Raw genomic sequence first — 13,472 nt, 5'->3', positions numbered from 1 at the left:
CGGTGATTTCAGGGGAATAGTAAAGCTGTGACAAGTCTGCTGGGGAAGCTTGGTCTCAAGAAACGCCACAACAAACTGGTTACCGGTTCGGCTTTTGCCGCGGCTGGTGCTGTGTTGGTTGCCGGGGCGATCATCTATCCGGGGTTTAAGACCACCGAGGTGGAGTTGAACGACGGCGGTGTGTGGGTTGTCAGTAAGTCCAATAACGCGGTGGGGCGGTTGAATTACCCGTCGCGGGTTCTTGATGGTGCGGTGACGCCGGCGAGTACGACGTTCGATATTCTCCAGAGCGCCGGGGATGTGTTTGTGGATGATGAGACGGGTTCGACGCTGAACCAGGTTTCTCCTGCGAACATGCGCCTGGGCGGGGACAAGCAGCTTCCGGGTTCAGCCGACGTCAGTTTTGGCACCGAAGTCATTTCCGTCACCGACGCCGCCAGGGGCAAGGTCTGGGCCCTCTCCCCGTCCACAGTAAACGGGTTCAATGAGGAATCCACGGAACCGGTGCTAGCCGCATCGCAGGGAACCGTCTCCGCCGTGGGTGCCGACGACAGGGTGTACTCGGCTGACCCGAAGTCCGGTGTGGTCACGGTGACCGCTGTGGATGCCAACGGCGAGGTGGTCAGCTCCGATTCGAGCACCTGGGGTGAGTTGAAGGGTGCGGGGGATCTGCAGATCACGGTGGTGGGGGATGAGCCGGTGGTGTTGGATGCTGCGGCGGGGAACCTGTTCCTGCCGGGCGGGAAGCGTTTGCAGTTGGCTGAGGCGCGGGATGCGAAGTTGCAGCAGAACGGGCCGGCCGGTGATTTTGTGGCTATTGCGACGCAGAAGGCGTTGTTGAAGCAGCCGTTGGATGGTTCGACGGCGAAGACGGTGTCGTTTGACGGTGAGGGTGTTCCGGCTGCGCCGGTGCAGTTGGGCGGGTGTGTGCATGCGGCGTGGTCGGGGGCGAATAAGTATGTCCGTGATTGTGTGAATGATGTTGATGATAAGAATGTGGACGTGCCGAAGGCGAGTGCGTCGCCGTCGTATGTTTTCCGGGTGAACCGGGACCTGGTGGTCCTGAACGATGTGAACTCGGGGAATGTGTGGCTGGTGAACCAGAACATGCAGCTGGTGAACAACTGGGAGGACGTCATTCCGCCGAAGGAAACCTCCGATGACGCGGACAAGGATTCCGCCGATGAAGTCCAGCAGACCGTCCTGCCGGACCGCACCAAACCCAACAGTGCACCTGTGGCAAACCCGGATGCCTTCGGTGTCCGGGCAGGCAAGACGACCGTGCTCCCTGTCCTCGACAACGACACCGATCCCGACGGCGACATTCTCACCGTCCGCGCAGCAGCAGACCTGAAGTCCGGCGCCCTGTCGCCCATTTACGGTTCCACCGGCTTCCAGATCGCCGTACCCGCCGACCAGGCCGGCAGCGAAACGTTCAAGTACACGGTGGATGACGGGCGCGGGCTCTCCGCCACCGCGGACGTAGCCCTGAACATCGTGCCGCCGGGCGAGAACACTGCGCCGCGGCAGAAGCCGAACCGGAACGCCATGCTCGTTTTGCAGGCTGGCAAGAGTGTCACCCAGAATATCCTCACCGACTGGATCGACCCCGACGGCGACGATCTCTTCGCCGTTGCCGCCACGAGCACGGATCCGCTGGACCAAGTCAGGATCCGGCCCGATGGCCAGCTGACCTTCCAGGACTCAGGCTCTGCCCCGGGACGTAAGGTCCTCTCGGTGACAGTATCCGATGGGCAGGCGACCTCCGAAGGCAAAATCACTGTGGACGTCCGCTCCCCGGGCGCCCTTCCGCCCATCGCCAACGCCGACCACGTGATCGCCGTCGCGGGAGCGGACACGGTGGTCACCCCACTGAAGAACGACTCCGACCCGCAAGGGGGCGTGCTGAGGCTGGCGCAGGCGACGGCAGACGCGCAGTCGTCGGCAACGCTGAATCCCGACCAACAGACATTTACGTTCAATTCCAACTCGGTGGGCGCGCATTACGTCTCGTACTTGGTAACCAACGGGCCCGCCAGCGCGCAGCAGCTGGTTCGGGTTGACGTTGTGGCAGGCGATTCCGAGGGCGCTCCGGTGGCGGTCCGTGACATCGCACTGCTGCCCACTGGCGGCGACGTCCTGGTGGATGTGCTGGGTAACGATGCCGACCCGTCGGGCGGGGTTTTGGTGGTGCAGTCTGTGACCGCGGACGCAGACCTTCCGGTCAGCGTGGCGGTTCTGGACCACTCGGTGGTCAGGATTACGGATGTCCGCGCCGAGGGCAAGCTGACTATCAAGTACACGATCTCCAATGGGCGCGCCTCCGCGACCGGCGAGATTTCGGTCCTGGTGGTCCCGGCACCCACCAAGCTCCAAGCGCCCCAGGCCAAACCGGACGAAGCCACCGTCCGGACCAACGATGTTGTCAGCATCCCCGTGCTGGCCAACGACACGGACCCGAACGGCCGAAAGCTCACCCTCCTGCCCGAACTGGCGCAGCAGCCGGACGCCGCCGACGGCCGAATGTTTGTCTCCGGCGATTATCTGCGGTTCATTGCGGGCGCTGAGCCCAAAACCGTCTACGCCATCTACAAAGTCCAGAACGAGTCCGGCCAGGTGGACTCCCAGCAGGTCACCATCCGCATCCAGGCCCGCGACGATGAACGAAACTCCCGTCCGGAGCCGAGGAACCTTACTGCCCGCGTAGTGGCGGGAATGATGGTGAAGATTCCCGTTCCGATGGACGGCATCGACGCCAACGGCGATTCAGTCCAGCTCCTGGGCGTCGACAAAGCACCCGGCATGGGCACTGCTGTGGTCAGGGACGGCTATCTGGAGTTCACTGCCGCAGGCGACGGAGCCGGAACAGATTCTTTCACCTACCGGGTCCGGGACCGGATTGGCGCCGAAAACACAGGCACAGTGATCGTGGGCATCGCCCCGCCCGAACCCAACAACCAAAAGCCGATCGCCGTGGACGACGCCGTGGACATCAGGCCGGGCAGAAAAGTGGCCGTTGAGGCCCTCTCCAATGATTCAGACCCTGACGGTGATCCGTTGAGCCTGGTGATGAACGGTTTCGAGGCAAAACCTGAACTGCAGGTGGAGGTATCCGATGGCGCCAAGGTTCTTTTCACCGCGCCCGATGCCGCCGGCAACGAGAGCATCAGCTACCGGATCCAGGACGACAAAAAGGCGTCCGCCGGCGCTGTCATCCGGATCCGGGTCAGCCCTGACGCCGAACTGAAGCGTCCCGTCGCCAAGGACGACCGCGTCACGGTATCGGAGACCCTTGGAAAAACGGCTGTTGACGTTCCGGTCCTGAAAAATGACTCGGACGCCGACGGTGTGGCGGCAGATCTCAAGATCAGCCTCCCGGACGGCAACCCAAATGCCCGTGATGGCGGCTCCGGGAACGTGGTGGTCACCCTGACTCCCGAGGACCAGCTGATTCCTTATAGCGTCACCGACATCGACGGACTCTCCTCAACGGCCCTTATGTGGATCCCGGGCCAGGGGGAGCAATACCCGACGCTCGCCAAGATCGAACCGGTCGAAGTGATGGCCGGCAAGGAGGTCACCCTTGACCTTGCCGAATACGTCCGGGTGCGCGACGGCCGGCGGCCGCGGGTTACCGTGGCGGACGCGGTCCGTGTCCAGGGTGCATCGTCCGAGGGCGTCATCCAGTCCGACGGTTCGGCGCTGCGGTACGCTGCGCGGGCGGACTATGTCGGTCCCGGATCGGTGACCTTCGAAGTCACTGACGGTGCCGGACCCGACGATCCTGCCGGCCTGAAGTCAACCCTGGTAATCATGACCTCTGTGATTCCGGACCCCAACGCCAATCATCCGCCCACCTTCAGCGGCACGTCCGTGGACGTTCCGAAGGCTGAGAAGGCCACCGTCGACCTGTCCGGGCTCGCCCGGGACGTGGACGAACAGGACAAAGGCAAGCTCACATTTGCGCTGGACGGGACCCTGCCTGCAGGCTTCACCGCCACGATCGAGGGTGCTGTGCTGACCGTAGGGGCGGACAGCTCACTGGGCATCGGGTTCACCGGGAACATCCCGGTGAAAGTCACTGACGGCCGCTCTCCGGCAGTCACGGCGTCCATGCTGGCCCGGCACGTTGCCTCCAACCGGCCCATGCCGGTGGCCAACGACGACGTGGTGGACAAAGCCACTGCGGGCAAACCGGAGACCATCAACGTCCTGGCCAATGACTTCAACCCCTTCCCGGACACGTCTCTCAAAATCGTGGCGGCCACTGTTGAAACCGGGTCAGCTTCCGGCCAGCCCGCCGCAGTGGGGGACTCCATAGCCGTGACCCCGGCAGTCGGCTTCAAGGGCGTTATGGTGGTCCGCTACACCGTGGCCGACAAAACCGGCGACCTGTCACGCCAGGTTGACGGCAGGCTCCGGCTGACCGTGCGGGATGCCCCCGATGCCCCGTCCGCCCCCAGTGCCACAGAGGTCCGCAGCCGGACCGCTGTGCTCAAATGGGCGCCGCCGTCGGACAATGGAGCCTCCATCACCGGCTACACGGTCCGCTCCAACAACGGCTTCGAGCAAGAGTGCGCCACCACTACCTGCACCTTGAACGGACTGACCAACGACGTGAAGTACGTCTTTACGGTTACCGCCACCAACGAGGTGGGGGATTCCCCTGCCTCCGCACAGTCCAACGAGATCCGGCCCGACGAAAAGCCGTCGCCGCCGGAAGCGCCGAGCGTCAAGGCCGGTGACAAAAACATGGTGATCAACTGGCTTGCCGCCAAATCCGAGGGCTCGGCCGTCAAGCACTACAACCTGGAGATCTCGCCGCCACCGGCGACCGGCATCGCCGTGAAAAACGACGTGGCAGGGCTGAACTACACCTGGACCGGGCTGACCAACGGCGTGAAATATAAGGTCCGGGCCCAGGCTGTCAACGAATTGGGTCCCTCCGACTGGGGAACGTACTCAGCAGAAGACAACCCCGCCGGTGTTCCGGCCGCGCCCGCCGCACCCAGCTCCGCAGTGACAGAATCCGTGGGCACACAGAACCAGCTCAAAGTGAGTTGGGCCGAACCCAACACCAACGGTGATCCCATCAGCAACTACTACGTCACCATGAGTGGCGGCGACGGTCCAGCCCAGACGCAGACCGTTGCCGGGACGGTACGGACGGCCAACTTCTCGGCCAACAACTCCGAGGCCGCTTACGCGTTCACCGTGCAGGCAGAAAACAAGGCAGGTAAAGGCGGGGTTAGCCCCGCCTCAGCACCACGCCGTGCCACTGGCAAACTGGGCCAGGTCTCGGGCGTCAGCTCCACTCCAGCCAACACCGGGGGCGCAGGAAGGTCGGTGACCGTTGACTTCCGGCGGCTCACTGCGGCCGAGCGCAACGGTTCCGCCGAAAACGAGGTCAGCTACAGCTACAACGCCAGCAACGGCACCAGCGGACCCATTGCTCCGGGACAGACCATTGCGGGGTTCGCCAACGGCGCCTCCGTCAGCATCACGGTGATCGCCAACTCGGCAGTAGCGCCAAGCTCGAACGCCAGCGCCCCTGCCTCCGCCACTCCATTCGGATCACCCGGAACGCCTTCAGCGTCTGGCCAGGACGGTGCCATGAACCAGAAGTCCGTCACGCTGAACTGGTCATCGCCGTCTCCAAGTTCCTTCGACGTCGCCCGGACAAAGATCAATGTCGGCGGCCGCGGATGGGAAGACGTGGCTGCATCGGGCAGCAGGACCGTCAACACCAATGGCTACGAAGAGACCGTCACCATCCAAGTCCAGACCTTCAATTCCGTCGGGACCGGCGGCCCTGTCGCGGGCGCCAGCGCGAAATCCGGGCGAATCGGCCAGTGGACCACAACCCTGGTTCAGGACACCGGACTAGTCCGGACCTGCAGCTACACCCTGGGCGGGTCAAACTACCGGCCCAACCCCTACTTCGACTGCGACCGCGTCACGGGCGACAACCCGCCGTGGTTCTACGTCAGTACGCAGGACACCATCGTTGTGAAGTGTTACGTGGTGCAAAACGACAACTGGTCCGGCGGACCCGACCAGCCGTATTACCGTGTGGAGTCCGGTTCCTCCCGAAACGTGGGACGTTATGTAATTTCGGGGCACACCAAGCTTGGATGGCCTGGCGGGCCGGGGATCCCGCATTGCTGAAGCCTATTCTGGGCAGCGCCAAACGTGCCGCGGTGGGGGAGCGCTCCCCATCGCGGCCGCCATCCTGCTTCGGTAGGCTAGCGCGGGAACAGAGAGCCCTATACCGGGTCTTTGGACGGGCTGGCCTGGGGGCCGCCACAAATTTCAGGGGAAAAGAAACACTGTGACAACTCTGCTGGGGAAGCTTGGTCTCAAGAAACGCCACAACAAACTGGTTACCGGTTCGGCTTTTGCCGCGGCTGGTGCTGTGTTGGTGGCCGGGGCGATCATCTATCCGGGGTTCAAGACCACCGAGGTGGAGTTGAACGACGGCGGTGTGTGGGTTGTCAGTAAGTCCAATAATGCTGTGGGGCGGTTGAATTACCCGTCGCGTGTTCTTGATGGTGCGGTGACGCCGGCCAGTACGACGTTCGACATTCTCCAGAGCGCCGGGGATGTGTTTGTGGATGATGAGACGGGTTCGACGCTGAACCAGGTTTCTCCTGCGAACATGCGCCTGGGCGGGGACAAGCAGCTTCCGGGTTCGGCGGATGTGAGCTTTGGCGCCGGGGTGATCTCGGTGACTGATCCGGCGGCCGGGAAGGTCTGGGCTCTCTCCCCGTCGACTGTCAATGGGTTTGACCAGGAATCCTCTGAGCCGGTGATGGTGGGCTCTGAGGGCCTCGTGTCAGCGGTGGGCGCCGACGACAGGGTGTACTCGGCTGACCCGAAGTCCGGTGTGGTCACGGTGACCGCTGTGGATGCCAACGGCGAGGTGGTCAGCTCTGATTCGAGTACCTGGGGTGAGCTGAAGGGTGCGGGGGACCTGCAGATCACGGTGGTGGGGGATAAGCCGGTGGTGTTGGATGCTGCGGCGGGGAATTTGTTCCTGCCGGGCGGGAAGCGGCTGCAGTTGGCTGAGGCGCGGGATGCGAAGTTGCAGCAGAACGGGCCGGCCGGTGATTTTGTGGCAATTGCGACGCAGAAGGCGTTGTTGAAGCAGCCGCTGGATGGCGGCACGGCGAAGACGGTGACGTTCGACGGCGAAGGGGTGCCTGCCGCGCCGGTGCAGTTGGGCGGGTGTGTGCATGCCGCGTGGTCGGGGGCGAATAAGTATGTCCGTGATTGTGTGAATGATGCTGATGATAAGAATGTGGACGTGCCGAAGGCGAGTGCGTCGCCGTCGTATGTTTTCCGGGTGAACCGGGACCTGGTGGTCCTGAACGATGTGAACTCGGGGAATGTGTGGCTGGTGAACCAGAACATGCAGCTGGTGAACAACTGGGACGATGTTGTCCCGCCCAAAAACGAGTCCGATGAGCAGGACCAGGAATCGGCGGACAACAACACCATCAACGTCCTGCCGGACCGCACCAAACCCAACCGGCCGCCGGAGACAAAACCGGACGTTGTTGGCGTCCGTCCCGGACGCACCACCATCCTCAGTGTCCTGGACAACGATTCCGATCCCGACGGCGACGTCCTGACCGCCGCCGTCGGCGAGTCCGGCCCCAAAACCGGGACCCTGCAGAGCATCTACGGCGGCACGGCATTCCAAATCGCCGTCCCGGCAGACGCCCGGCCCGGCACCGAGACCTTCAACTACAACGCTGCTGACGGCCGGGGTCTTTCCGCCGGCGGCCAGGTCACGCTCAACATCGTGGGCGACGAGGAAAACCGGCCGCCCGTCTTCAAACGCGGCGGTGACCCCACCACCATGCTGGTGGAACAGGGCAAAACCGTCAGCCAGAACATCCTCACCGACTGGACCGATCCCGACGGCGACGACCTCGTCCTGATGGATGCCAAAGCCGACAACGACCAGGACCAGGTCAAGGTCCGCCGCGACGGACTGCTGACCTTCCAGGACTCGGGTGCCACGGCCGGGAAGAAGAACGTGGAAGTCACTATCTGGGATGGCCGCGCCTCGGTCACGGGAAAGGTTGTGATCAACGTCCAGCCGCCCGGTGCCCTGGCGCCGGTAGTCAACGCCGACCACGTCACGGCGGTGGTGGGCCAGGACCTGGTGATCGCACCCCTGAAGAACGACGTCGATCCCAACGGCGGTGCCCTCCGCCTGGCGCAGGTGGAGGCGAACGGACCGGCCGAGCTGGGTCCAGTCACCGACGGCGGAACCTTCACTTTCCGCAGCACCACTCCCGGTCCGGTCTACCTGACGTACATCGCCAGCAACGGACCGCAAAGCAGCCAGGGACTCATCCGCGTTGACGTTGAGTCCGGCAACGACTCCGGCGACCCCGTCGCGGTGCATGATGTTGCGCTGATGCCGACCGGCGGCAGCGTCCTCCTGGACCCGCTGGCGAATGACTCGGACCCGTCCGGCGGCGTGCTGGTGCTCCAGTCCGTGCAGCTCCCGGAGAACAACACCGCTTCCGTGAGCGTGATCGACCACGGCGTCCTGCGCATCACCGATGTCCTGGGCACCAAGGAACCTTTCCGCTTCGAATACACCATGTCCAACGGCAAGAAGTCAGCCACCGGCAGCGTCTCCGTGGTCCCGGTTCCGGCTCCCGCCGTCGTTGAAGCACCCCAGCCCAAATCGGACGAAGTGAACGTCCGCGTCAACGACGTCGTCACCATCCCGGTGCTGGAGAACGACACCCACCCCCAGGGCCAGGAACTGACCGTTGACCCGGTCCTGCCGCAGGCCGTGGACGAACTGGACGGCAAGAGCTTCGTCTCCGAAAATACGGTGCGGTTCATCGCCGGTGCCCAGCCGAAAACGGTGCGGGCCATCTACAACGCGGTGGACCCCCAGGGACAGAAGAGCGCCGCCGCAGTGACCATCCACATCCTTCCCCTGGAAGGCGCGGAGAACTCCCGTCCGCAGCCGCGTAACCTCACGGCCCGCGTGGTGGCCGCCGGCACCGTCAGGATCCCTGTCCCGCTTGACGGGATTGATCCCGACGGCGACTCCGTCCAGCTCACCGGCATCGACAGCACCCCCGCGATGGGTACCGCAACCGTAGGAAGCAACTTCATCGATTTCACGGCCGCCGGCGACGGCGCCGGAACAGACACTTTCCGCTACAAGGTGGTGGACAGGCAGGGAGCAGTCAACACCGGAACGGTGACCGTCGGGATCGCGCCCCGCGGCGAAACCAACCAGAACCCCACACCCGTCGATGACGAGGTGAAGGTCCGTCCGGGGCGGCAGATCGCCGTCGACGCCACGGGCAACGACACCGACCCTGACGGGGACCGCATCCGCATCCTCACGGAAGGGATCGAGGCTGACGCAGCCCTGCAGGCCACCGTCAGCAAGACCAGCGGACGCATCATCCTGCTGGCCCCCAACGCGGCAGGAACAGTCAACGTCCGCTACACGATCGCCGACGACCGGGGGGCCACCGCCCAGGCCGCCATCCGCGTGGTGGTGGACAACGAGGTTCCCCTCAAAGCCCCCATCGCCCGTGACGACCGTGTGACGTCGGCCCAGGCCATGGGCAAGACCGCCGTTGACGTGCCCGTCCTCAAGAACGACGAAGACCCGGACGGCGTGGGCGAGAACCTCAAGATCACCACCGAGGCCCTGACCGCGCGCCCCGGGACTGAAGGCAACATGATCGTGGAGCTCACCGAACAGCCGCAACTGATCCCGTACTACGTCGAAGACGTGGACGGGCAGAAGTCCACCGCGATCATCTGGGTGCCCGGGCTGGGACAACAGGTTCCTACCCTGGCCAAGGACGAGGTGATCGAGGTCGTCTCCGGCCAGTCCGTCGACGTGGACCTCAAGGAGTGGGTGAAGGTCCGTGAAGGACGCTCTCCCCGCCTGACCCAGACGGACCGGATCAAGCTCATTGGAGCTGACGGCAGCAACCCCGTCTCAGGCGACGGCACCGCCCTGAAGTACACGGCGGGAACGGACTACGTAGGCCCTGGCTCGCTGAGCTTCGAAGTCACTGACGGTACCGCCGTTGACGATCCGGCCGGGTTGAAGTCCACCCTCAGCATCCGCACCAAGGTGCTGCCCGATCCAAACCGCAACAACCCGCCCGAACTGCTCGGCGCCACCGTTGAGGTGCCGAAGGGTGAGTCCGCCGACACAGACCTCAGCCGGCTGACGTCCGATCCGGACCGTGACGACGTGGACACCATGAAGTACGAACTGGTGGGCGGCAGCCCGGCCAGCTTCAACGCCCGCATCGACGGAAAGGTCCTCAAGACCTCCGTGGACGGCGCAACCGCCACGGGTACCTCGGGTGCGGTGCAGGTCAAAGCTACGGATTCGCGTGGTATGGAGGCAACCGCCACATACCAGCTGGCCGTGATCGCCTCCAACCGGCCCAAGCCGGTGGCGAACGACGACCTCGAACCTAACGCTGCGGCGGGCAAGCCGCTCACCGTCAATGTGCTTGCCAACGACTCGAACCCGTTCCCGGAAACGCCGCTGAAGATCATTGCTGCGGCCACCGAAACCGGCAGCGGCAACGTTGAAGTATCCGGCGATTCGCTGACCGTGACGCCCGCCCCCGGATTCAGCGGGTCCCTGGTGGTTTCCTACACGGTGGCCGATAAAACCCAGGAAGCCTCACGGCAGGCCACCGCCCGGGTCCGGCTCACTGTCAAGGACAAGCCGCTGGCACCGAGCACTCCGCAGGCCCAGAGCGTGGGGGACCAGACGGCCCTTCTGACCTGGAGCGCGCCCGCCGACCGCGGGGCGCCCATCACCAAATACACGGTGTACGGCGCCGGCTTCAGGCAGGACTGCCCGGCCAACACCTGTACCCTCACCGGGCTGGTCAACAACACCAAGTACACGTTCGAGGTGACGGCCACCAACGAGTTCGGCGAGTCTGACCGCTCACCCGCCTCCGCGGAGGTCCGCCCCGACGTCAAACCGGACACGCCCCTGGCTCCCACCCTCAAGTTCGGTGACAAGCAGCTTGCCGTGAACTGGGTGGCACCGGCCAGCAAGGGGTCGCCGGTGAAGTCCTACGACCTTGAGATTTCGCCTCCGCCTGCCGGGCAGAATGCCCAGATCCAGAACCTGACCGCCGTCAGCTACGTCTGGAAGGGACTCCAGAACGGCGTGTCCTACAAGGTGCGGGTCCTGGCCCGGAACGATGCCAAGGAACCCTCCGAGTGGAGTGCGTACTCAGCCGCTGAGGTGCCTGCCGGTGTGCCGGCTACGCCTGCGGCTCCTACGGCATCGCAGGCCGCACAGCTTGGTTCCACGAGCCAGCTAAAGGTCAGCTGGACCGCGCCGAACAACAACGGCGACGCGATCTCCTCCTACACGCTCAACACCTTGCAGGGCGGGGCCGTGGTTGCCACGCAGCCGGTCACGTCGGGCACCACGCAGAACGTTACCGTGAACAACTCCGAGGCCAATTACACCTTCACCGTCTCCGCCACCAACAAGGCCGGAACGTCCGGGACCAGTGCTCCCTCCGCTGCCATCCGTGCAGCCGGCAAACCGGGTCAGGTGAGCGGCGGAACGGTAACCGCAACAGGCACCAGCGGTCAGTTGCGCGTAACGTTCACGCCGCTGACCCAGGCCCAGCGGAACGGTTCGACCGAAACCGAGATCCAGTATTCCTACAACGCGGATGGCCGTTCCGGCGGTATCCAGGCCGGCGGCGGAACCATCGGCGGCCTCACCAACGGCCGGGACATTACCGTCACCATCGTTGCCACGTCCACCAAGAACAACGTTTCAGGCGACGCCCAACCCATCGGTACCGGTAATCCCTACGGTCCGCCCGGCGCGCCCAACGTGGACGGCAGAACGTCGGCCAAGGGTGATGGCGATGTGCACTGGACCTGGAATGAAGCCGCCACCAATGGCCGGCCACTGAGCCACTACGAAGTGAGCTATGAAGGGGGCGGCTGGATCAACGTCGGCAAGGCTAACCGCTACGATCGTGCTGCCGGCGGTTGGGACCAGCAGCGCAACCTGAAGGTCCGGGCAGTGACGGTGGACCCCGGTCCGGCAGGTTCCGCGAACTCACGCTCCGGTACGGACCCGACGCCTCCGCCCCCAACATCGTGGAGCGTTACTGCACCCGTGCGCACCTGCACTGAACCGCGTTACGGCACCGACAGCTACCGCAACACGAATCCGGATCAGTGCCTCAGCCCGGGCATTTGGTTCAACTCCGGAGTTGTGGCCCAGACCGATGCCTACGTGGTCTGGTACAAGACCACGTCCAACCCCTCGGGCATTTGGTACCACCTGACTTCGGGCGGAGCGGCAGGAAACTATGCCCGCTGCGACACTGTTTCCCTTGGCTGCAACCCGCCAAACAACATGCCCAAACGGTAAGCCGGCCCCATGACATCCAGCACCATTAGAAAAGGAACATTTTCATGACGATGACCACCGAGCAGGCCGAATGGTTTGCAGGCACTTTCGAAAAGCTCGTTGCCAACGTGGGGCAGGCGGTGTTGGGTAAGGAACACGTCATCCGGCTGACCTTTACCGCCATGCTGGCTGAGGGACACGTGCTGTTCGAGGACGCCCCGGGCACCGGCAAGACCATGCTGGCCAGGGCCATGGCCGCCACCGTCCAAGGGTCCAACAACCGCATCCAGTTCACCCCCGACCTCCTGCCGTCGGACGTGACGGGTGTAACCATCTACGACCAGAAGACGCAGAAGTTCGAGTTCCACAAGGGCCCGATCTTCAACAACATCGTCCTCGCCGATGAAATCAACCGTGCCTCGCCCAAGACCCAGTCGGCGCTGCTGGAAGTCATGGAAGAGTCCCGTGTCACCGTGGACGGCGTAACCTACGAAGCCGGCCGGCCGTTTATGGTGATGGCAACCCAGAACCCAATTGAGCAGGCCGGTACGTACCGCCTGCCCGAGGCCCAGCTGGACCGCTTCCTGATCAAGACGTCCATCGGTTACCCGGACCACGCGTCCACAGTGCGGCTGCTGGGCGGCAACAACCTCAAGGACCGGTCGAAGGAACTCTCGGCGGTCATCACCACGCAGGCCGTGGCTGACATGGCTGACCTCGCGGCCACCGTTCACGTGGATACGGCCGTCCTGGAATACATCTCCCGGCTTTGCGAGGAGACCCGCAACGCCCCGGAGAGCCGGCTGGGCGTCTCCGTCCGCGGCGCCATCGCCATGGTGCGGGCAGCCAAGGTCTGGGCGGCGGGGCAGGGCCGCAACTTTGTCCTCCCGGACGACGTCAAGGACCTGGCCGCCGTGGTCTGGACCCACCGCTTTGTGATGGACCCTGAAGCGGAGTTCGCCGGAGCCACGGCCGAGGCGGTCCTGGCACGGGTGCTGTCCGACGTTGCGGCACCGCAGCAGCGCGCCGCCGTCTAACGCTCCCCGGAGCCTCA

The 13,472-nt window shown here is 64.2% G+C and carries 3 protein-coding genes; all 3 read left to right on the top strand.

Going from position 1 to position 13,472, the window contains the following annotated elements:
- Window positions 1–27 precede the first annotated feature (27 nt).
- The 3 genes from GUV69_RS08140 (at window position 28) to GUV69_RS08130 (ending at window position 13,455) form a co-directional block, all read left to right on the top strand.
- Complete coding sequence (locus tag GUV69_RS08140; RefSeq protein WP_164201334.1) at window positions 28–6,168, top strand: Ig-like domain-containing protein; 6,141 nt, start codon at window positions 28–30, stop codon at window positions 6,166–6,168.
- Between the two features lie 163 nt (window positions 6,169–6,331).
- Window positions 6,332–12,439 (top strand): Ig-like domain-containing protein, encoded by a 6,108-nt coding sequence (locus tag GUV69_RS08135; protein ID WP_164201332.1) that lies wholly within the window; start codon window positions 6,332–6,334, stop codon window positions 12,437–12,439.
- A 44-nt stretch (window positions 12,440–12,483) separates the two neighbouring features.
- Window positions 12,484–13,455, top strand: coding sequence for an AAA family ATPase (locus GUV69_RS08130; protein ID WP_164201330.1), 972 nt, complete (start codon window positions 12,484–12,486; stop codon window positions 13,453–13,455).
- The last annotated feature ends 17 nt before the right edge of the window (window positions 13,456–13,472 follow it).

It is taken from the genome of [Micrococcus luteus] ATCC 49442 (assembly GCF_010367585.1).
Lineage (GTDB): Bacteria > Actinomycetota > Actinomycetes > Actinomycetales > Micrococcaceae > Arthrobacter > Arthrobacter luteus_A.
The sequence above is the reverse complement of the archived record's forward strand: the minus strand, read 5'-3'. Positions and strand labels throughout refer to the sequence as shown.